The organism is Trinickia sp., assembly GCF_036503415.1.
Classification (GTDB): Bacteria; Pseudomonadota; Gammaproteobacteria; order Burkholderiales; family Burkholderiaceae; genus Trinickia.
This window is the reverse complement of the sequence record NZ_DASXWY010000196.1, coordinates 49513-69825: the sequence shown is the minus strand read 5'-3', so window position 1 is coordinate 69825 and position 20313 is coordinate 49513. Positions and strand designations below refer to the sequence as shown.

The window sequence follows — 20313 nt, the reverse complement described above, 5'->3', positions numbered from 1 at the left end:
GCCGCATCTTTTGCTCGTATCTGCCCGCATAACAGGACACGCACATGGCACTCGAAACCTTTGTCAATTCCAAGCCTTTCACATTCGGCGTCGAGCTCGAGATCCAGGTCGTCAATACGCACGACTACGATCTGACCAAAGCGGCGTCGGACCTCATGCGCCTCGTCAAGGACTACAAAGGCCCGGGCAACATCACGCCCGAGATCACCGAAAGCATGATCGAGCTTTCGACCGGCATTTGCACCTCGCATGAAGAGGCGCTCGCGCAGTTGCGCTCGATCCGGGACACGCTCGTCGCGGCGGCCGATCATCTCAACGTCGGTCTTTGCGGGGGCGGCACGCACGCGTTCCAGCAGTGGAGCGAGCGGCAAATTTTCGATGCGCCGCGTTTTCAATATCTGTCCGAGCTCTACGGGTACCTCGCGAAGCAGTTCACGGTTTTCGGCCAACACGTGCATATCGGCTGCCCCGATCCCGACAGTGCGCTCTTTCTGTTGCACTCGATGTCGCGCTTCATCCCGCATTTCATCGCGCTTTCGGCTTCGTCGCCGTATGTGCAGGGTGTCGATACCGGCTTTCATTCGGCCCGCCTGAACTCGGTATTCGCATTCCCGCTGTCGGGGCGCGCGCCGTTCGTGCTGACCTGGGATGCCTTCGAAGAATACTTTTCGAAGATGGTCGCAACCGGCGTCGTCAACAGCATGAAGGATTTCTACTGGGACATTCGGCCCAAGCCCGGTTACGGCACCATCGAGGTGCGGGTGATGGACACGCCGCTATCGGTCGATCGGGCGGCGGCGATCGCCTGCTATATCCAGACGCTTGCGCGCCACTTGCTCACGGACAAACCGTTCATTCCGAAAGAGGACGACTACCTCGTTTATACGTTCAACCGTTTCGAGGCGTGCCGCTTCGGCCTGGGCGGTACTTGCATCAATCCGCAAACCGGCGAACGACGCACGATATTCGAAGATATCCTGCAAACGCTCGACGTCATTGCGCCGCATGGCCGAGCACTTCAATCGACGGCCGCGCTCAACGAAATTGCCGCAATCGCCCGCGGGCAAGTGAACGATGCCGCGTGGCTGCGCGACGTGGCGTCGAAAGAAAAGTCGCTGCACGAAGTTGTCCGCCAGCAATGCATCCAGTGGCGCAGTGCTTAGGTTTACCGTCTTGACTCGTATACAAACGTAGTAATAGTTAACAAGCGACGCTCATTTCTGTGGACAACCTTGATTTTGCGTGCGGTCTCAAAGGGATAGCGCTGCGATAACCAGGTGGACGAGCGGTGCGCAGTGCTTTTGGTCTGCTGATAACTTCGACGCAATTTTTTACGCGGCGAGGTTATCAAGAAAGACGCCACAATCGGCCAGCACGGTTATACAAACGTTATCCACAGCTTGGTTGCCAATACATGGCTGTGCGGTCGCCTTTACTCGCTTAAAATGGCGCGTCCGGTCGCGAAGTATCGAAGAGTAAAATCAGTTGGCCCCAAGAGAGGGGGCGGGTCGTCCCACGGAAGGTTGCGGCGTGTCGAGAGGCACTGCGCGCGCGTAACCGGATCGGCAGCGGCAATGCTGTCACTGGCGAAAGCGAACAATGACTATGAGTGAAGGTGTTTTTACAGAACGGGCGAGTGGGCGCGTGACCCACAGCCTGTTACGGTTGGGCACGGCAATGCGCAGCCAGGCGTGGGAATGGGCTGAAAGTGTGGGACTCACGCCGACGCAAGGCGAAATTCTCATGCTGCTCATGCAGCGCAAGGCGCCGCTGCGGCTTGGCGAGATCGCGCGCGAAACGGCGCTGACGGCTGCCACGACGAGCGATGCGGTGAGCACGCTGGAGGCGAAAGGGCTGATCGAAAAGCGCCGTGCGCTCGACGATGGCCGCGCATTGGCGGTTCGCTTGACGGCGCGGGGCCGAACGGCGGCCAAGCGTGCGCAGCAATGGCCTGAATTTCTGAATTCGGCGGTCGGCAAACTGGCCGATGACGAGCAAGCCGTGTTTTACCGTACGCTACTCAAGATGATTCGACATCTCGAGGTGCAAGGCGACATGCCCGCGCATCGGATGTGCATGACATGCTGCCACCTCGTCACGAGCAAGAACCCGAAGAAGACGCCGCATCGATGCACTGCTTTCGGGCAGGACATCGGCGACATCAATCTCCGCCTCGACTGCGAGCGCCACGAGCTGGCCGATTTGCCCACGCAGAAGAAGATCTGGAAGATCTTCGCGCAACAGACCTGACAGACTTCGCGCGGCGCGGCCGAGCCCGGCGATCATGGCCCGCGGCGGTCCGTTTCCCGTTTTATTGCGGACAACGTTGAACGAAGATGTCGTCAACGTGTACGATTTCGCTTTGTGACGTGTGTCACGTCATGTGTCGACGCGGCGCCTATTGGCGCCGCGTTTCATATCGATCGCTGTTCTGGTCCCGCCAGCGGTCCGTGATCGAAAATGCTCGCATAGGCGGCGACGCTCCCGCGCCGCGATGACGACATGGAAGCTATTCAGAGGATTCGTCGATGAGTTCACGCAAGTTGGTCGTGCGCCGCTCGGGGGTGCATGGCAAGGGGGTTTTTGCCGCTCAACCGCTCAGGGCTGGCGAGCGCCTGCTCGAATACAAAGGGCAACGGATCTCATGGAAAGAGGCGGTGCGCCGGCATCCGCACGATCCGGACGAACCGAATCACACGTTCTATTTCGCACTCGAAGATGGGCGTGTGATCGACGGTAACGTGGACGGGAACAGCGCACGATGGATCAATCACTCGTGCTTGCCCAACTGCGAGGCCGAGGAAATCGAAGGGCGCGTGTTCATTCAGGCGCTGCGCGACATCTCCGCCGATGAGGAGCTGTTCTACGATTACGGGCTTGTCATCGACGAGCGCCAGACCAAGAAGCTCAAGAAGGAATACGCGTGCCATTGCGGGGCACGCAAGTGCCGCGGCACGATGCTCGCGCCGAAGCGAAACGGCAAGGCTTGATCAGAGCCGGTAAGAGCTGGTCCGTTCCTCGCGAACGGGACCGGATTCGCGGCTCGGCTCGCGATCGTCATGGTTCGGCGCAAGCGGAATGCGCACCACGAAACGCGCGCCGCCGTCCGGGGCATCGGCGTAATGAACGCTGCCAGCGTGCAGATCCATGATGTCGCGCACGATAGCGAGCCCGAGACCCGCGCCGCCGTCGGCCGCATCGTCAGCGTTATCCTGCCGGTCACCGCGGAAAAAGCGCTTGAACAGATCGGCTTGTAGTGCCACGGGAACGCCCCTGCCGTTGTCTTCGACCGCAATCTCGGCAATGGGCGTATGGGCGGCCGTGACGGTGCGCGTAACGGTGACGGTGACCCTTGCCCCATCGAGGCGGGTGCTCGGCACGTACTTGAGCGCATTGTCGAGTAGATTGGCGATCACTTCGCGCAACAGCACGGGATTGCCCTTTACGACGAGCGAAGAATCGTTCGTCGGATCGTCGAGACGCTGAAAGCCAAGGTCGACGCGCGCCGCGAGCGCGCGAGGCACCCACTCCGCCCCCGTTTCGAATGCGAGCGCCGCGATATCGACATCGACGAAACGCGCGGCCTGCGCCCCCGGTTCTGCGCGTGCGAGCGACAGCAATTGATTCGAGAGCCGCACGGCGCGATCCGCCGCCACGCGCAATTCACGCACGGATGCGAGCGACTGCGCGAGATCGCGGGCTTTCACGGCTTGTTCCGCATGCAGCTTGACGGCCGTCAGCGGTGTGCGCAACTGATGCGCGGCGTCCGCGATGAATTTGCGTTGGGCGTCGAGTGCGGTCTTCAGGCGATCGAGCAGGGCGTTCAATGCGCTTGTCAACGGGCGGATTTCGAGCGGCACATGCGTTTCGTCGACGGGCTCGAGCGACATGTGCGTCTGGCGGTTCAGCGAATCGGCAAGCGTCGTGAGCGGGCCCAATTGCTGATTGACGACGCGCCAGACGATGCCCCAGCCGGCGAGCAGCAGCAGCAGGAGCGGCATCATGATCGCGACCAGGAATTCCGCCGCGATGCGATAGCGATGACGCAGCGGTTGCGCGACCTCGACGACGATCGGCTTTTTGCCGCCATCCTGCGGGACGCGAACCTGGGCGACGCGCACCAGCATGTCACGATGGTGCGTTTCGAAAATCGACGCGTAACGTGTCTCGCGCACGCTCGAGCCTATGAGCGGAAGATCGGGATCGCCGGCGAGATCACGTTCGCCGTCGTTGATGCGATAGATCAGATGCTGCGGGGGATCGGAGAACATCGCGCGCGCGAGCGGCGGAACAACGATGCGCGCGTTGGGGCCGGCGATCTGGACTTGCTTGGAGATGGCGGTAGCCAGGTCGGCGAGCGACCGATCGATGACGTGCTGCGTGTATTGCCACGCGAGCCAATACGCGATGAGGCCGCTCATCAGGGCGAGCAGAGACAGCGGCGCCGCCAGCCGCCGCAAGAGAGAACGACGCAAACTTGTCGCGGCGGCGTGAGGCATGTTCGACCGGCCAGGGCCCTACATTCAGGACGCCTGACGAATCTCCTGCAACAAGTAGCCGAAGCCGCGCACCGTCACGATTTCGACGCGACAGTTTTCGAGCTTCTTGCGCACCCGGTGCACGTAGACCTCGATGGCCGTATCCCCGAGGTCTCCGCCGAAGTGAGTCAGATGGTCCTGCAACTGCGCCTTGCTGACGACCCGGCCATGGCGCAACAGCAGCATTTCGAGCACGGCGAATTCGCGCGGCGAAAGCTCGAGCGCCTTGTCTTCGTTGAAGATGCGGCGATCGACACCCGACAGGCGCACGCCGCCCAGCGAAACCTCCGGGCGCGGTACGTCGTTGGCGGGGCCGCTGCGGCGCATGACAGCACGGATGCGCGCTTCGAGCTCGGCGGGCTCGAACGGCTTGAGCATGTAATCGTCGGCGCCGGCATTGAGGCCTTGCACGCGGTCGCTCAGGTCGTCTCGTGCCGTCAGCACGATCACGGGCGTGTGTCGGTTGCCCTGCCGGAACCGCGAGAGCAGCGTCATGCCGTCGATACCGGGCAGGCCGAGATCGAGGATGATCAGTTCGTGGCGGTTTTGCGTGAGAGCCTGTTCGGCGAAGATCCCGTCGTGAACCATGTCGACGGTGAATCCGGCTTGTTCGAGGCTGCTTTGGATGCCGCGTGCGATCGGGCGGTCATCTTCGATCAGGAGGAGTCGCATGGAAGTCGCTCAAGTACAATGGGTTACGCATTCAACGCGCGCTGGGGTCAACGTGCCGGCACGCGGTTCGCTGAAGCCTCGTCGCCACAGTCGAGCGCGAGCCGCTTGCCACGCCGGGTCCGCCCGGGCACCCATGCAGCCGTCACCTCAACCATGTCCGATATTACGATCAACGAACTCGAAGCGGCGATCAACTTCTGGCGCGCCCGCTCGCCATCGAGCGGCGACGAACTCAGCCTGTGCAAGGAGGCCAGTGCGCTCTCCAAGCCGTATGCGTTGCTGATTGTACAGCGTCGGGGGCATATGCCGGTGGAAGCGCTGGAGGCGCCCGCCCGCGCGGCCTGGGACGGGTATCGCCAGGCCATGGACGGCGAGGCGGGGCGGAGCGACGGTTGATGGCCGGGGGATGGCGGGGGATGGCCCCCTGCGCCGATTTCTCAGTTGCGCTGCAACGTACGCGCTACGTCGTCGATAAAGCGTGCGAGCACGAGATCGCGCTCGGTCACGCCTTGCGCTTCGTGCGTGGATAGCGTGATGTCCACGGTCTGATAGACGTTGAACCACTCGGGATGGTGGTTCATTTCCTGGGCCTTGATGGCCACGCGGGTCATGAACCCGAACGCTTCGTTGAAATCGGCGAATTTGAACTGGCGGTGAATGGCGTCGCGGCCGTTGACGGGCAGCCAACCCTGCAGCTCGGTCATCTGCCGGGCACGTTCCTCGGAAGTCAGCTTATGAATCATGGGAATTTCCTCTCAGTGGGGCGGCCCGGCGGCGCTCAGCCTCGCCGCGACGGTCGCCAGCCCAACAGGCATTTTTTCACAGATCCCGCAGTGATGTACCCCGTGCGGCTTTTCGTCGGACATGCGCCGGAAAGCCGGCTAAATCGCGCGCGATCGGCGCAATTGGGTGGCGTGTCTGGCAGCGCCGTGCCGGCTCGATCGCTCAAGTGGCCCATTGCGCTTCCGCGAGCTTGAACGCGGCGGCGATAGGCGGCTCGTCCATGCGTGCCGCGAGCGCGATCAACGTGAGTTCGGTCGGCACCGTGATGCCTTCGACTATCGTAAGCCCATGTGCGTGCGCTTCGGCAAGCGCGATCGAGTCGCGCGCGAGCGTCAGCCCGACGCCCGATTTCACGAGATCGAGCATCGAGGTTTCCTGATCGACCTCGGCAACTTTGATGGGGCTCGCCCCGGCTTCGGCGAAGCGGCGCGACAACAACCGCTGATGCGCCGATGCGGCCGGCGTCCAGATCCACGGCAGCGCGGCCAGCGCGCGCCAATCGCTTGCCCGGCTCACACGGTCCTTCCAGCCGGCCGGCGCCAGTACGCGGTATTGAAAACGCGTGAGTGTGGCCGTGTGGAAGAGTCCTTCGGGCATGCCGTCTTCGACGGGTTGGCCGATGTAGTAGCCGACATCGAGCTCGCGGGCGCGGATCTCCTGCGCCACCCAGCCCGACATCCCATGACGTAGCGCGGTTTCGATCTGAGGATAGGTTTCCACGAGCTGCTTGAGAAACCCGCCCAGGCGCAGGAAATGGGGATCGAGAATGGTACCGATACGCAGCTTGCCGCGCACTTCCTGGCGCAGCGCTGCCGCCGCCCGCTCCACATCGCCGGCCGCGGCGAGCGCGCGTTCCGCGTGGGGCAGCAGCACTTGTCCGTCGCGCGTCAGAACGAGCCCATGCGCCGTGCGTGAAAACAGCGCCACGCCGAGCGCTTCCTGCAAATTCTTCAGTTGAAGACTGACGGCCGGCTGGGTGAGGTGCAACTGCGTGGCCGCCCGCGTCAGATTGCCGACGCGGGCGACGGTGACGAACGCACGCAGCAATGTCAGGTCCATGCCGCGATATTAGCGCGGCTTATATCGCAATTGAACAGAACTCATTGGATTTCCCTGATCACGGGCGCGTACGCTTGCGAGCGACGAGCAACCGCGGGGAGTGCGCCATGGACAAAGAGACGATATCAGCCGGCGAATTCGACTATGTGATCGTCGGTGCGGGCACCGCGGGGTGCGTTCTTGCCGCGCGGCTCAGCGAGGACAGCAGCGCAAGCGTGCTGCTGATCGAGGCGGGCGGCAAGGACGATTATCACTGGATTCATGTTCCAGTCGGCTACCTCTACTGCATCGGCAACCCGCGCACCGACTGGCTCTATCGCACCTGCGCCGAACCGGGCCTGAACGGGCGCGCGTTGTCGTATCCGCGCGGACGTGTGCTCGGCGGCTCGTCTTCGATCAACGGCATGATCTATATGCGCGGTCAGCGCGAGGATTATGACGAATGGGCCCGCATCACAGGCGATGCTTCGTGGTCGTGGGATGCGGTTCTGCCGGTCTTCAAGCGCAGCGAAGATCACCACGCCGGCGGCGATACATGGCACGGTGCGGGCGGTCCCTGGCGCGTCGAGCGGCAACGCCTGAAATGGAAAGTGCTCGAGGCGTTTCACGAGGCCGCTCAGCAGGCGGGCATTCCCGCCACCGACGATTTCAATCGCGGCGACAACACCGGCGTCGGCTATTTTGAAGTCAACCAAAAGCGCGGCGTGCGCTGGAATGCATCCAAGGCGTTTCTGCGGCCGGCGCTTGCTCGGCCCAATCTCACGGTCGTGACCGATGCGCACGTGAATCGGCTCGTGTTCGAGGGCAGGCGGTGTGTGGGTGTGGCCTATCGGCGCGGCGGCCCAGGCGTCGGCGACGGGGGAATGCGCGAGTTCGTCGCGCGTGCGTGCGGCGAGGTCGTCGTCGCAGCCGGTGCCGTCAATTCGCCGCAGCTGCTCGAGCTGTCGGGCATCGGCAACGGCGCGCGTCTTCAGCGGCTCGGTATCGGTGTCGTGCAGGATCTGCGGGGCGTCGGCGAGAACTTGCAGGATCACTTGCAGTTGCGCATGGCCTACCGCGTGCACGGCGTACGCACGCTCAATACGCTGTCGGCTCACTGGTGGGGCAAGCTGTGGATCGCCGCGCAATATGCGTTCTCGCGCAGCGGCCCCATGTCGATGTCGCCTTCGCAGCTTGGCGCGTTCGCCAAGTCGTGCCCCGACGATTTGTCGATCACGCGTCCCGATATCGAATATCACGTGCAGCCGCTCTCGCTCGACCGCTTCGGCGAGCCGCTGCATCGCTTCAATGCGTTTACCGCATCGGCTTGCCATCTTCGGCCGACTTCGCGCGGCAGTATCCACCTTCAATCTCCCGATGCGAGCACGCCGCCGCTCATTGCACCCAACTATCTGTCGACCGACTACGATCGCCATGTGGCCGCCAATGCACTGCGGCTCACGCGGCGCATCGTGGCTTCGCCGGCACTCGCCCGCTACATGCCGCAGGAGATCATCCCGGGCATCGAGTTCCAGACCGAGGACGAGCTCGTCAAGGCAGCCGGTGCGGTAGGCACGACGATCTTTCATCCGGTCGGGACCTGCCGCATGGGCGTTGCCGACGATCCCGCCGCTGTGGTCGATTCCCGCTTGCGCGTGATCGGGGTGGCGGGGCTGCGCGTTGTCGATGCGTCGGTAATGCCGACAATCACATCGGGCAACACGAATTCGCCGACGTTGATGATCGCGGAGCGTGCGAGCGAGATGATTCGCGCCGACCGGCGAGCGGATCCGGGTGTATCCACGATCAATGCCGATCGACAGGTTGTGCCCGGCGCAGTGGACGTATCGGCTGGGCAATCAGTCGGGCGTCTCACCGACGCGAAGGCATAGTCCGTAGCCGGTGCACGGCGAGCGTCGATGAAAAGCTTTTCGGTGCAGTGGTGTCCGCTTCGTGAAAACCGGCCATATGCATTGGCGCAATGGCTAGAGTTCCCACTGTCGAAATCAAGCGGTGCGGAGCCTCTCTCATGGGAAACAACATCGGACCGACTGGCCCCCGTGCGACGGGCGGAAGTGACGGTGAGCCGGCTCATCCGGTGAATCAGGCTGCCGAAACGCCGGCGCACGCGCCGACGCCTCGCGCAACCCCCAGTGCACTCCTCGCAAAACTCGTTGGGCCCGTGCAGAGAATGGCGGGTGCCATGCGCGGTTTCCGGACTTCCTCATCGGCGGATGATGCGCGCGCGGCCGAGTTGCGCGCCAAGACGCTCGATCACGCGCGGAAATCCTGGCATGCATGCACGATGGACAACGGCAACTACGCCCAAATCCTGGACTCGATCGCGCGCTCGATCACATTCGACGGGCTGTTCGACGAACCGCCGCCGCTCGGCCATGTTTCGGGCGGCGTCCCGAAGCGGGTGGCCGAGCATCCGGCTCACCAAGCCGTCGACCCGAGCAACGTCGAGGAGCTGCGGACGGTATTTTCGGACATGCTGGCGTTGTCATCGAGCCTCCCAGCCCATAGCCAGCGCCACTGGGTCGCAGCGCTCGTCCGGATTGCGGGCATGCTGCCGCACTCGCAAGGAGAGCAAAGCGAGCGACGCCAGGCGCTGTCAGCTGCACGACAGGCATGGGACAGACGGAAAATCCACGCCGCGGATTACGCGGGCATTCTTTCGATGCTCGGCCGAGGCGCCGGTTCGGCGAATCCAAAGGTCGACCCGGAATTGCTCGACGACATTTCCATGGAGTCCTTGAAATTGCCTGTCCCGTTCAGAGAGGCGCTCGCCCGCTCGCTGGAGCAGGCGGCCATTGCGCCCGAACAGGAATAGTCCGGCGGTTCGAGTCCCGGGTTACGTAAACAAACCTAAGTGCAAATCCCGATGAATGCGCTGCATCATTGGGGAGACAATCTCCGATGCCGCATGGTGCGGGGCCGACCTTCCCGCAATGATGCACCATGCCAAAAAAATGGCGGGGCTTGCGTCTTGACACTCAAACCCCGTTCCGATGCGACGCGCCCACCCGGCGCGCGTGACAAAGCGGCGCTTCGCCTGACTTCGGCATGGAAGGGGACATGATTCTCGGCGACACGATTCTCGAAACGCGCGGGCTCACCAAGGAATTCAAAGGATTCACGGCCGTGAACGGCGTGAACCTGCGCGTGCGCCGCGGCTCGATCCATGCGCTGATCGGCCCGAACGGCGCGGGTAAGACGACCTGCTTCAACCTGTTGACCAAGTTTCTCGAACCCAGCGCGGGCCAAATCGTTTTCAACCATGTCGATATCACGCGCGAGCGGCCCGCCCAGATTGCGCGCCGGGGCATCATTCGTTCGTTCCAGATATCGGCGGTGTTTCCGCATTTGACGGTCTTGCAGAACGTTCGCGTGGGTTTGCAGCGTACGCTCGGCACCGCGTACCACTTCTGGCGCTCGGAGCGCACGTTGGAGGCGCTCGATGCGCAGGCCCACGATCTGCTATCGCAGGTGGGTCTGACCGATTTTGCCGATACGCCGACGGTCGAGTTGTCGTACGGCCGCAAGCGCGCGCTCGAGATCGCGACGACGCTGGCCATGGAGCCGGAACTCATGCTGCTCGACGAGCCGACACAGGGCATGGGACACGAAGATGTCGATCGCGTGACCGCGCTCATCAAGAAAGTCTCGGCGGGCCGGACCATCCTCATGGTCGAGCACAACATGAACGTGATCGCGGGCATTTCCGACACGATCACGGTCTTGCAGCGCGGCGAGGTGCTGGCCGAAGGCAGCTATGCGGAAGTTTCGAAGAATCCGCTCGTGATGCAGGCGTACATGGGCAGCGCCGAGGCCGCCCTCACAGGGGCGCACGGATGAACCAGATGGCGCATCAAAACATCGAAGGCGACGCGCGGGCGGCAACCGTCGCGCCGCAGGGCACGCCTGCGCTGACCATTGCGGGCTTGCAGGCGTGGTACGGCGAGTCGCACATCCTGCATGGCGTCGATCTCACGGTGAACCGTGGCGAAGTCGTGACGCTGCTTGGCCGCAACGGGGCAGGGCGCACCACCACGCTGCGCGCGATCATGGGCCTCACCGGGCGGCGTACAGGCTCGATTCGCATCGGCGAACGCGAGACGATCGGTCTGCCTACGCACAAGATCGCGCACTGCGGTGTCGGGTATTGCCCCGAGGAACGCGGTATCTTTTCGAGCCTGTCCTGCGAAGAGAATCTGATCCTGCCGCCGCTGGTGGGCGCCGGCAAGGACGCGATGCCGATCGACGAGATCTACACGATGTTCCCGAACCTGAAGGAGCGCCGCGCAAGCCAGGGCACGCGGCTGTCGGGCGGGGAGCAGCAGATGCTGGCCGTGGCGCGTATCTTGCGCACCGGGGCGAACCTGCTGCTGCTCGACGAGATCTCCGAGGGCCTCGCGCCCGTCATCGTGCAGACATTGGCGCGCATGATCCTGACGCTCAAGGCGCGGGGCTATACCATCGTCATGGTCGAGCAGAACTTCCGCTTCGCGGCGCCGCTTGCGGACCGGTTCTATGTCATGGAACACGGTGGCATCGTCGAGCACTTCGAAGCGAGCGAGCTCGAACGCAAGATGCCCGTGCTGCACGATCTGCTCGGCGTTTGAGGCTCCACAAGCGTTTCCTTGCATGCGGCGCGACGCGACGCATGCGTCAAAATAGTTGCACGAACAACCATAAGCGAAGGAGATTCTGATGAGGACCAGTTTGTTCGCAAGCGCTGCCCGGACGCTCGCGCTGACCGCTACCGCGCTCGCCGCCGGGCTTGCGGCGCAGCAGGCCACCGCGGCCGAGAATCAAGTCACGATCGGGTTCATTACCGATATGTCGGGGCTCTATGCCGACATCGACGGCAAGGGTGGGGCCACGGCGATCCAGATGGCCATCGACGACTTCGGGGGCAAGGTCAACGGGTTGCCGATCAAGCTGCTCACGCAGGACCACCAGAACAAGGCCGACATCGCCGCATCGGCAGCGCGCAAGTGGATCGACACCGAAGGCCTCGATATGCTGCTCGGCGGGACGAACTCGGCGACGGCCTTGTCGATGGACGAGGTCATCAAGGAGAAAAAGCGGCCGTACTTCTCGATCGGCGCCGGCACCGATGCGCTGACGAACAAGCAGTGCACGCCCTATACGATCCACTACGCATACGACACGACAGCGCTCGCACGCGGTACGGGCTCCGCGATCGTGAAGCAGGGCTTCAAGACGTGGTACTTCCTGACGGCCGATTATGCGTTCGGCAAATCGCTGGACCAGAATACGACCGAGGTCGTCGAAAAGAATGGCGGGAAGGTGTTGGGTCACGCTTTCCATCCGCTCTCGGCTTCCGATTTCTCGTCGTTCCTGCTTCAGGCTCAGGCATCGAAGGCCCAGGTGCTCGGCTTGGCGAACGCGGGTGGCGATACCGTTAACTCGCTCAAGGCAGCGAAGGAGTTCGGCATCACGAAGACGATGAAGATCGCGGCACTGCTGATGTTCATCGACGATGTGCATAGCGTCGGCCTGCCGACGGCGCAAGGCCTGCTGCTGACGGACAGCTGGTATTGGGATCAGAACGCGAAGTCGCGCGAATGGGCTCAGAAGTACTTCAAGAAGACGGGCAAGATGCCTTCGAGCCTGCAAGCGGCCGACTACTCCGCGACGATGACTTATCTGAACGCCGTGAAGGCCGTCGGTTCGACCGACCCCGACAAGGTCATGGCTCAGTTGCACAAGCAGCCGATCGACGATTTCTATGCGAAGGGTACGGTGCGCCCCGACGGCGTCATGCAGCACGACATGTATCTGTTCCAGGTGAAGACGCCGGCCGAGTCGAAGAAGCCATGGGACTACTACACGTTGAAGGCGACGATCCCGGGCGACCAGGCGTTCGGTACCAAGGCGGAAACGCAGTGCGAGCTCTGGAAGTAAACGCAGTGCGCGGCGCGCGGTGACGATGCGCGCCGCGCTTTTCGCTCGCGGCCATCCTTTTCGACGGCAGGTTAAATGGACATCTTCGGCATACCGTTGCCAGCGATGCTGAGCCAGCTCTTGCTCGGGCTCGTCAACGGATCGTTCTACGCGATCCTGAGCCTGGGGCTGGCGGTCATCTTCGGCATGCTCAACGTGATCAACTTCGCGCACGGCGCGTTGTTCATGCTCGGCGCGATGCTCGCCTGGATGGGGTTCAACTATCTCGGCCTGCCATACTGGGCGATGCTCGTGCTGGCACCGCTCGTGGTCGGCGCGTTCGGTATCCTGATCGAGCGCACGATGCTTCGCTGGCTCTACCGGCTCGATCATCTCTATGGCCTGCTGTTGACGTTCGGCCTCACGCTCGTCATCGAAGGCGTGTTCCGCTCGCTCTACGGTTCCTCGGGGCAGCCCTACGACGGTCCGGAGTTGCTTGCGGGCTCAACGAACGTCGGATTCATGTTCCTGCCGAACTATCGCGCATGGGTCGTGGTGGCTTCGCTCGTCGTTTGCTTCGCCACCTGGTTCGTCATCGAGAAGACGCGCATTGGCGCCTATCTGCGCGCGGGCACCGAAAACCCGAAGCTCGTCGAGGCGTTCGGCGTTAACGTGCCGCTCATGATCACGCTCACGTACGGTTTCGGCGTGGCGCTCGCGGCTTTCGCGGGCGTGCTCGCCGCGCCGGTCATCCAGGTCTCGCCGCTGATGGGGCAATCGATGATCATCACCGTGTTCGCGGTCGTGGTGATCGGCGGCATGGGCTCGATCATGGGGTCGATCCTGACGGGCCTGATGCTCGGTGTCGTCGAAGGGTTCACGCGCGTGTTCTATCCGCAGGCGTCGTCCACCGTCGTCTTCGTCATCATGGCGCTCGTGCTGCTCGTGCGCCCCGCGGGTCTTTTCGGCAAGGAACGGTGATGCAGAGAAAAGCGCTCTATGGCCTGCTCTTCGCGGGGCTTCTGATCGCGCCGTGGGTCGGCGTATACCCCGTGTTCGTCATGAAGGTGCTTTGCTTCGCGCTCTTCGCGGCGGCCTTCAATCTGCTGATCGGCTATACCGGGTTGCTGTCGTTCGGCCATTCGATGTTTCTCGCCACTGCAGGCTACGCCACGGGGTTCGCGATTCAGTCGCTCGGGTTTCCGCCGCTCGTCGGTGTCATCGCCGGCACCGCGGCCGCGACGCTGCTCGGGTTCGTCGTCGGACTCTTTGCCATCCGGCGGCAGGGTATCTATTTCGCCATGGTCACGCTGGCCTTCGCGCAGATGATCTACTTCATCTATTTGCAGGCGCCGTTCACGCATGGCGAGGATGGCCTGCAAGGCGTGCCGCGCGGCACCTTGTTCAAGGTGATCGATCTGTCTTCCGATGTCGCGCTCTACTACCTCGTGCTCGTGGTCGTGACGCTCGCCTTTGCGCTGATCGTGCGCATCGTTCATTCGCCGTTCGGTCAACTGATGACGGCCATTCGCGAGAACGAGCCGCGGGCCATTTCGCTTGGCTACGACACCGATCGCTTCAAGCTGCTCGCCTTCGTGCTCTCGGCCGGGCTCGCGGGCCTCGCGGGTTCGCTGAAAGTACTCGTGCTCGGCTTCGAGACGCTCAGCGACGCGCATTGGACGATGTCTGGGCTCGTCGTGCTGATGACGCTCGTGGGCGGAATGGGCACGCTGTTCGGGCCCGTCCTCGGCGCCACGATCATCATCACGCTCGAGGACCGGCTCGGCGATATCGGCGCCGTGCTGGCGTCGGCGACGGGCGTCACCTGGTTCAATACGCTCGGCGAATCGACGACGATCGTCGTGGGCTTCATCTTCATCGTATGCGTACTCGCGTTCCGGCGCGGCATCGTCGGTGAGATCGTGTCCCGCGTGCGTATGCTGCGTGCGTGAGCGCGAAGTCCGTGCGTTTCGCGTGCCGAATGCGTATGAATCGCGCGCGAATGCACACCACTAGGGAAAGTGCTAGGTTGTCGCCCCAGACGGGGGCGTTTAATCTTCGTTCCAGTTCTGATGCACCGAATTTGCAGGTGGAGAACGAGGAGACAATCGAGGCACTCAGTGCCCGGACGAAAGCGCTGTTGGAGAGATCCAACAGCGCTTTTATTTTGCCGTTCGCTTTTCAGCACCCCGCACGAGACCTGCCGCGGCCGGCCGCCATTCGCATCGTTATCGTTGCGCTTCACCATCGCACGAAACGCACCGCTTTTCCCCCGTTTCCTTTTCCAGCGCCGTCGCGCCAGTGTGGCCCGCGGCGTGGCAACGCCTGCGTGCTTTTGCCGCCGCGCGCCGCGCTTCACGCTACGATTGGCGTTTTCTCTCGGTGTACGAATCGATTCAGATCGCCGGACAGACCGGCTACAACAACAACGCTTTCGAATGAAGCGTCTGGAGATCCGCAATGACGATGAAGCAGTGGGTATGTAACGGCACGATCGCGGCACTGGTCTGCGCCTGGGGTACCGCGTTCGCGCAGGTGAAAGTCGGCGTTGTCTTGTCCGCGACGGGGCCGGCCGCATCGCTCGGCATTCCCGAGAAAAACACGATCGAGCTACTGCCGAAGGAAATCGGCGGCAAGAGCGTGCAGTACATCGTGCTCGACGATGCGTCCGATACGACGAAGGCCGTTCAGGACGCGCATAAGCTCATCGACGAGGATCACGTCGACGTCATCGTCGGCTCGAGCACGACGCCGAACTCGATGGCCATGCTCGATGTCATCTCCCAAGCGAAAACGCCGATGATCTCGATGGCCGCTTCGGCCAACATCGTGCAACCCGTCGATGCCAAGCGCAGCTGGGCGTTCAAGACGCCGCAAAACGACAGTCTCATGGCCGATGCGATAGCGAGCTACATGCAGTCGCACGGTGTCAAGACGGTGGGCTTCATCGGCTTCACCGACGCTTATGGCGAAAGCTGGCATCAGGCGTTCACGAAGGCAGCGGGCGAACACGGGCTCAAGCTCGTCAGCGACGAGCGCTATGCGCGCACGGACACCTCGGTGACGGGGCAGGTACTCAAGACCATCGGCGTGCGGCCCGATGCGGTGCTGATCGCCGCCTCGGGCACGCCGGCCGCGTTGCCCGCCAAGGAACTCAAGGCGCGCGGCTACGCGGGCAAGGTCTATCAAACGCATGGGGTGGCGAACAACGATTTTCTGCGCGTGTGCGGTAAGGACTGCGACGGGGAAGTGCTGCCGGTCGGTCCGATCCTCGTAGCCGATCAACTGCCCGACACGAACCCCGTGAAAAAGTCGGCGCTCGCTTATAAGAGCGCCTACGAAGGGAAGTACGGCGCCGGGTCGGTCGTCACGTTCGGCGGCCACGCGTGGGACGCGGGCCAGATGCTGCAGCAGGCCATCCCCGTCGCGCTGAAAAGCGCCCAACCCGGCACGCCGGAGTTCCGCGCGGCGTTGCGCACTGCGCTCGAAGAAATCAAAAACCTGCCCGTTTCGCACGGCATCATGACGATCACGCCGACCGACCACAACGGCTTCGACAAGCGTGCACGCGTGATGGTGCAGATCGTCGATGGGAAGTGGAAGGTCGTCGGCGAATAGGTCGAACAGGTCGGGACAACGAAGCATGGATCTATCGATCGCGGCCATCCTGGCTCAGGATGGCGTGACGACGGGCGCCGTCTATGCGCTGCTCGCACTGGCGCTCGTACTCGTCTTTTCGGTGACGCGCGTCATCTTCATCCCGCAAGGGGAGTTCGTCTCCTACGGCGCACTCACGCTCGCGGCGCTGCAGGCCAACAAGTTACCGCCCACGACGCTCCTGCTGATGGCGCTCGGCGCGGCATGCTTCGTCACGCAAGCGCTGGGACTGGTTCGTCGGCCTGGCGGCGCGCAGGGCATGATTCGCGAGGTCGCGCTGCTTGCGGGCCGATATCTGATCTTTCCTTTGGCGGTCTATCTGGTCAACGTCCGTTTGAGCGCACAGCCGATACCGATGCTCGCGCAAGTGGCGTTGACGCTGCTCATCGTCGTGCCGATGGGACCGTTCATTTATCGGCTGGCGTACGAGCCGATCGCGCAGGGCTCGACGCTGCTGCTTTTGATCGTTGCCGTAGCGGTGCACTTCGCGATGGTCGGACTCGGTCTGTGGATGTTCGGCGCGGAAGGCTCGCGCACGACGCCGTTCTCGGATGCGACGTTCACGGTCGGTGCCTTGACGATGGCGGGGCAAAGCGTGTGGGTCGTGCTCACGACGCTTGCGCTCATCGTCGCGCTCTACGTCTATTTCGACCGCTCGATCTCGGGAAAGGCGCTGCGCGCGACCGCGGTGAACCGCCTGGGGGCGCGGCTCGTCGGCATCGGCACGGCGCAAGCCGGAAGGCTCGCGTTCACGCTGGCAGCCGCGCTCGGCGCCTTGTCGGGCGTGCTCGTCGCGCCGCTGACCACGATCTATTACGACTCGGGCTTCCTGATCGGCCTGAAGGGCTTCGTCGGGGCGATCATCGGCGGGCTCGTCAGCTATCCGCTCGCAGCCGCCGGTTCGCTGCTCGTCGGATTGCTCGAATCGTATTCGTCGTTCTGGGCGAGTGCTTACAAAGAGGTGATCGTGTTCACCGTCATCATTCCGGTACTGCTCTGGCGCAGCCTGGCAAGCCCGCACGTCGAAGAGGACGAAGACTGACATGACTGCGACGAGGCGCCCGGCCTGGCTCGCCAAGCCGTTCTGGTTCTTTCTCGTGGCAATCTTCGCGCTACCGGTGTTGCCGGGGCCGCTGAATGTGCCCGAGTATTGGATCACGCTGCTCAACTACATCGGCCTCTATTCGATCGTGGCCATCGGCCTCGTCTTGCTGACCGGTATCGGCGGCATGACGAGCTTCGGCCAGGCGGCGTTCGTCGGCGTGGGTGCCTACGCGAGTGCCTTCCTGACCACGCGGCTCGGCATCTCCCCGTGGGTGGCGCTCTTTGTCGGCATCGCGCTGACGGCGCTCGTCGCGTTCGTGATCGGCGCAGTCACGATGCGTCTATCGGGGCATTTTCTGCCGCTGGGGACCATCGCCTGGGGGCTCTCGCTGTATTACCTGTTCGGGAATCTCGAAGCGCTCGGCAAATACGACGGGATCAGCGGTATCCCGCCGCTCTCGCTGTTCGGCGTGTCGCTCGCTTCGGGCCGCAGCATCTACTACGTCATCTGGATCGTCGTGCTCGCAGCGGTACTCTCCGTGCAGAACTTGCTGAACAGCCGGCCCGGGCGCGCCATCCGCGCGCTGCGCGGCGTCGGCACGATGGCGGAGGCCATGGGCGTCAATACGGCGTGGATGCGCGTCGTGATCTTTGTCTACTCGGCCGTGCTCGCGTCGATTTCCGGGTTTCTCTATGCGCACTTGCAGCGCGCGGTGAATCCCACCCCATTCGGGCTCAACCACGGCATCGAATATCTGTTCATGGCGGTCGTGGGCGGCGTGGCACACGTCTGGGGCGCGATATTGGGCGCCGCGATCCTCACGATCCTGCAGGACTATTTGCAATCGATCCTGCCCGTGCTGCTCGGTCAAAGCGGCAATTTTGAAGTCATCGTGTTCGGCATTCTCATGGTGCTGCTACTGCAGCATGCGCGGCAAGGCGTCTGGCCCTTCGTGGCACGGGCGTTTCCGAGGGCTCCCGCCGCGCGCGTGCCCGAACAGGCACCAGTTTTGCCGCAGCGCACAAAACCAAATGCCGGTGAACCGTTGCTCGTCGTCGACCAAGCGCGCAAGACGTTCGGCGGTCTCGTGGCGGTCGACGATGTCAGTTTCGAGGTGAGAGCGGGGCAAATCGTTGGGCTCATCGGGCCGAACGGCGCCGGAAAGTCGACCACGTTCAATCTCGTGACGGGCGTCTCGCCAGTGACGCACGGCACGATTCGGTTCGCGGGCGAACGCATCGATACGCTCAACGCGCGCGAAATCGTTCGCCGGGGGATCGGGCGCACGTTTCAGCACGTCAAGCTCCTGCCCGGGATGACCGTACTCGAAAACGTTGCGATCGGCGCGCACTTGCGCGGCTCGGCCGGCGTCTGGCGCAGCGTTGCGCGGCTCAATCGCGCGGAGGAAGCGCGTCTGATGGCCGAGGCCGCGCGCCAGTTGGCGCGAGTCGGTCTGGAGGCGCACTTGTACGAGGAGGCGGGCAGCCTTTCGCTGGGGCAGCAGCGCATCCTGGAGATTGCACGCGCACTGTGCTGCGATCCGGCGCTGTTGCTGCTCGACGAGCCGGCGGCCGGCCTGCGATACCAGGAGAAGCAAAGACTCGCCGAGCTGCTGCGCAAATTGCAGGCGGAAGGCATGAGTGTGCTGCTCGTCGAACACGACATGGACTTCGTGATGAATCTTGCCGACCGGCTCGTGGTCATGGAATTCGGCACGCGCATCGCCGAGGGGCTGCCGCGGGATATTCAGAACGATCCGGCGGTCCTCGAGGCTTATCTGGGCGGAGTGGATTGACATGGATGCAACGATGGCTGGGCCGATCCTCGACGTCACGGGCTTATCGGTGCGCTATGGAAAAGTCGAAGCGCTGCACGGCGTCTCGATTGCCGTGCGGCCGGGACAAATCGTCAGCGTCATCGGTCCCAATGGCGCCGGTAAGTCGACGCTGCTCAATGCGATCATGGGTGCCTTGCCGCTGACGGGCCATGCGACAGGCCAGTTGCGGTATCGCGATGCCGAGGTGACGAATCTGCCCATCGAAGCCCGCGTTGCGCTCGGCCTATGCCTCGTTCCGGAAAAGCGCGAGCTGTTTTCGACGATGTCGGTGGAGGACAACCTCGTGCTGGGCGCCTATCGGCGCAAGCGCGCAGGCGAGCGGAATTTTCTCGATCAGCTCGAACCGGTCTTTGCACTTTTTCCGCGGCTGAAAGAGCGACGCCGGCAGGCCGCCGGCACGCTTTCCGGCGGCGAGCGGCAGATGCTGGCGCTCGGTCGTGCATTGATGGGCAAGCCCGATCTGCTCATGCTCGACGAACCCAGCCTTGGGCTCGCGCCGCTCATCGTCAAGGAAATCTTCCATGTCGTCAGCGCGCTGAGGCAGACCGGCGTCGCGATACTGCTGATCGAACAGAACGCGCGCGCGGCGCTGCAGATCTCGGACTATGGCTACGTGCTCGAGACAGGCGAGGTCGTGTTGGAAGGGGCGGCGGCCGAGCTGGCCGCCAATCCGCAGATCATCGAGACTTATCTGGGGCTCGCCAGAAAGAGGGCGTGACGATGGGCGGCGAAGTATTGGGCTGTTTCACGTGAAACAACCGCTTCGCTTAGCCTCTTCAACCTATATCGGCAGGTCGTAGCCAGAGAACGCGAATCGCGATCCTCCC

General features: G+C 63.0%; 19 protein-coding genes. 15 read left to right on the top strand and 4 right to left on the bottom strand.

Annotation, left to right across the window (positions count from 1 at the left end; translation table 11 throughout):
• The first annotated feature begins 44 nt into the window (after positions 1 to 44).
• From VGL01_RS23345 to VGL01_RS23335, 3 genes are all read left to right on the top strand, one after another.
• Positions 45 to 1163 (top strand): YbdK family carboxylate-amine ligase, encoded by a 1119-nt coding sequence (locus VGL01_RS23345; protein WP_331573596.1) that lies wholly within the window; start codon positions 45 to 47, stop codon positions 1161 to 1163.
• 442 nt (positions 1164 to 1605) lie between these two features.
• Positions 1606 to 2250: a MarR family winged helix-turn-helix transcriptional regulator gene (locus VGL01_RS23340; protein ID WP_331573594.1), complete on the top strand. Its 645-nt coding sequence runs from the start codon at positions 1606 to 1608 to the stop codon at positions 2248 to 2250.
• Between the two features lie 278 nt (positions 2251 to 2528).
• Complete coding sequence (locus VGL01_RS23335) at positions 2529 to 2990, top strand: SET domain-containing protein (RefSeq protein WP_331573592.1); 462 nt, start codon at positions 2529 to 2531, stop codon at positions 2988 to 2990.
• Here the strand turns inward: VGL01_RS23335 and VGL01_RS23330 are convergent, their stop codons facing one another.
• Positions 2991 to 4499: a sensor histidine kinase gene (locus tag VGL01_RS23330; protein ID WP_331573590.1), complete on the bottom strand. Its 1509-nt coding sequence runs from the start codon at positions 4497 to 4499 to the stop codon at positions 2991 to 2993. It lies immediately after the preceding gene.
• 24 nt (positions 4500 to 4523) lie between these two features.
• Positions 4524 to 5210 (bottom strand): response regulator transcription factor, encoded by a 687-nt coding sequence (locus tag VGL01_RS23325; RefSeq protein ID WP_173257806.1) that lies wholly within the window; start codon positions 5208 to 5210, stop codon positions 4524 to 4526.
• A gap of 153 nt (positions 5211 to 5363) precedes the next feature.
• Here VGL01_RS23325 and VGL01_RS23320 point away from each other — a divergent pair, with 153 nt between their 5' ends.
• A complete protein-coding gene (locus VGL01_RS23320) occupies positions 5364 to 5606 on the top strand; it encodes a DUF3717 domain-containing protein (RefSeq protein WP_331573644.1) in 243 nt (80 codons plus the stop codon).
• 41 nt (positions 5607 to 5647) lie between these two features.
• On the opposite strand, the gene VGL01_RS23315 is transcribed toward VGL01_RS23320, so the two are convergent.
• Together VGL01_RS23315 and VGL01_RS23310 are read right to left on the bottom strand one after the other, a co-directional pair.
• Positions 5648 to 5953: a 4a-hydroxytetrahydrobiopterin dehydratase gene (locus tag VGL01_RS23315; RefSeq protein ID WP_331573588.1), complete on the bottom strand. Its 306-nt coding sequence runs from the start codon at positions 5951 to 5953 to the stop codon at positions 5648 to 5650.
• A 202-nt stretch (positions 5954 to 6155) separates the two neighbouring features.
• Positions 6156 to 7052, bottom strand: coding sequence for a LysR family transcriptional regulator (locus VGL01_RS23310; protein WP_331573586.1), 897 nt, complete (start codon positions 7050 to 7052; stop codon positions 6156 to 6158).
• Between the two features lie 107 nt (positions 7053 to 7159).
• On the opposite strand from VGL01_RS23310, the gene VGL01_RS23305 reads away from it, so the two are divergent.
• The 11 genes from VGL01_RS23305 to VGL01_RS23255 all read left to right on the top strand — a co-directional run bounded on the left by VGL01_RS23305 (position 7160) and on the right by VGL01_RS23255 (position 20204).
• Positions 7160 to 8923 (top strand): GMC family oxidoreductase, encoded by a 1764-nt coding sequence (locus tag VGL01_RS23305; protein ID WP_331573585.1) that lies wholly within the window; start codon positions 7160 to 7162, stop codon positions 8921 to 8923.
• A 413-nt stretch (positions 8924 to 9336) separates the two neighbouring features.
• Positions 9337 to 9867, top strand: coding sequence for a hypothetical protein (locus VGL01_RS23300; RefSeq protein WP_331573584.1), 531 nt, complete (start codon positions 9337 to 9339; stop codon positions 9865 to 9867).
• Between the two features lie 245 nt (positions 9868 to 10112).
• Entirely contained in the window at positions 10113 to 10892 is a 780-nt protein-coding gene (locus tag VGL01_RS23295) for an ABC transporter ATP-binding protein (RefSeq protein WP_173257819.1), read from the top strand.
• A complete protein-coding gene (locus VGL01_RS23290) occupies positions 10889 to 11659 on the top strand; it encodes an ABC transporter ATP-binding protein (RefSeq protein ID WP_414720327.1) in 771 nt (256 codons plus the stop codon). Before VGL01_RS23295 ends, VGL01_RS23290 begins: the two co-directional genes overlap by 4 nt.
• A gap of 88 nt (positions 11660 to 11747) precedes the next feature.
• Entirely contained in the window at positions 11748 to 12968 is a 1221-nt protein-coding gene (locus VGL01_RS23285) for an ABC transporter substrate-binding protein (protein ID WP_331573580.1), read from the top strand.
• A gap of 75 nt (positions 12969 to 13043) precedes the next feature.
• Positions 13044 to 13928, top strand: coding sequence for a branched-chain amino acid ABC transporter permease (locus VGL01_RS23280; protein ID WP_331573578.1), 885 nt, complete (start codon positions 13044 to 13046; stop codon positions 13926 to 13928).
• A complete protein-coding gene (locus VGL01_RS23275; protein ID WP_331573576.1) occupies positions 13928 to 14899 on the top strand; it encodes a branched-chain amino acid ABC transporter permease in 972 nt (323 codons plus the stop codon). Before VGL01_RS23280 ends, VGL01_RS23275 begins: the two co-directional genes overlap by 1 nt.
• A gap of 508 nt (positions 14900 to 15407) precedes the next feature.
• Positions 15408 to 16565: an ABC transporter substrate-binding protein gene (locus VGL01_RS23270; protein ID WP_331573574.1), complete on the top strand. Its 1158-nt coding sequence runs from the start codon at positions 15408 to 15410 to the stop codon at positions 16563 to 16565.
• A 25-nt stretch (positions 16566 to 16590) separates the two neighbouring features.
• On the top strand, positions 16591 to 17646 hold the full coding sequence (locus tag VGL01_RS23265) for a branched-chain amino acid ABC transporter permease (protein ID WP_331573572.1): 1056 nt from the start codon (positions 16591 to 16593) through the stop codon (positions 17644 to 17646).
• A gap of 1 nt (position 17647) precedes the next feature.
• Entirely contained in the window at positions 17648 to 19444 is a 1797-nt protein-coding gene (locus VGL01_RS23260) for a branched-chain amino acid ABC transporter ATP-binding protein/permease (protein ID WP_331573570.1), read from the top strand.
• 13 nt (positions 19445 to 19457) lie between these two features.
• Positions 19458 to 20204, top strand: a complete 747-nt coding sequence (locus VGL01_RS23255) for an ABC transporter ATP-binding protein (RefSeq protein WP_331573568.1) — start codon at positions 19458 to 19460, stop codon at positions 20202 to 20204.
• Positions 20205 to 20313: the final 109 nt, after the last annotated feature.

Coding starts and splice junctions, on each gene's coding strand:
- VGL01_RS23345 (WP_331573596.1), top strand. CDS start 45: ATGGCACTCGAAACCTTTGTCAATTCCAAGCCTTTCACATTCGGCGTC.
- VGL01_RS23340 (WP_331573594.1), top strand. CDS start 1,606: ATGAGTGAAGGTGTTTTTACAGAACGGGCGAGTGGGCGCGTGACCCAC.
- VGL01_RS23335 (WP_331573592.1), top strand. CDS start 2,529: ATGAGTTCACGCAAGTTGGTCGTGCGCCGCTCGGGGGTGCATGGCAAG.
- VGL01_RS23330 (WP_331573590.1), bottom strand. CDS start 4,499: ATGCCTCACGCCGCCGCGACAAGTTTGCGTCGTTCTCTCTTGCGGCGG.
- VGL01_RS23325 (WP_173257806.1), bottom strand. CDS start 5,210: ATGCGACTCCTCCTGATCGAAGATGACCGCCCGATCGCACGCGGCATC.
- VGL01_RS23320 (WP_331573644.1), top strand. CDS start 5,364: ATGTCCGATATTACGATCAACGAACTCGAAGCGGCGATCAACTTCTGG.
- VGL01_RS23315 (WP_331573588.1), bottom strand. CDS start 5,953: ATGATTCATAAGCTGACTTCCGAGGAACGTGCCCGGCAGATGACCGAG.
- VGL01_RS23310 (WP_331573586.1), bottom strand. CDS start 7,052: ATGGACCTGACATTGCTGCGTGCGTTCGTCACCGTCGCCCGCGTCGGC.
- VGL01_RS23305 (WP_331573585.1), top strand. CDS start 7,160: ATGGACAAAGAGACGATATCAGCCGGCGAATTCGACTATGTGATCGTC.
- VGL01_RS23300 (WP_331573584.1), top strand. CDS start 9,337: ATGGACAACGGCAACTACGCCCAAATCCTGGACTCGATCGCGCGCTCG.
- VGL01_RS23295 (WP_173257819.1), top strand. CDS start 10,113: ATGATTCTCGGCGACACGATTCTCGAAACGCGCGGGCTCACCAAGGAA.
- VGL01_RS23290 (WP_414720327.1), top strand. CDS start 10,889: ATGAACCAGATGGCGCATCAAAACATCGAAGGCGACGCGCGGGCGGCA.
- VGL01_RS23285 (WP_331573580.1), top strand. CDS start 11,748: ATGAGGACCAGTTTGTTCGCAAGCGCTGCCCGGACGCTCGCGCTGACC.
- VGL01_RS23280 (WP_331573578.1), top strand. CDS start 13,044: ATGGACATCTTCGGCATACCGTTGCCAGCGATGCTGAGCCAGCTCTTG.
- VGL01_RS23275 (WP_331573576.1), top strand. CDS start 13,928: ATGCAGAGAAAAGCGCTCTATGGCCTGCTCTTCGCGGGGCTTCTGATC.
- VGL01_RS23270 (WP_331573574.1), top strand. CDS start 15,408: ATGACGATGAAGCAGTGGGTATGTAACGGCACGATCGCGGCACTGGTC.
- VGL01_RS23265 (WP_331573572.1), top strand. CDS start 16,591: ATGGATCTATCGATCGCGGCCATCCTGGCTCAGGATGGCGTGACGACG.
- VGL01_RS23260 (WP_331573570.1), top strand. CDS start 17,648: ATGACTGCGACGAGGCGCCCGGCCTGGCTCGCCAAGCCGTTCTGGTTC.
- VGL01_RS23255 (WP_331573568.1), top strand. CDS start 19,458: ATGGCTGGGCCGATCCTCGACGTCACGGGCTTATCGGTGCGCTATGGA.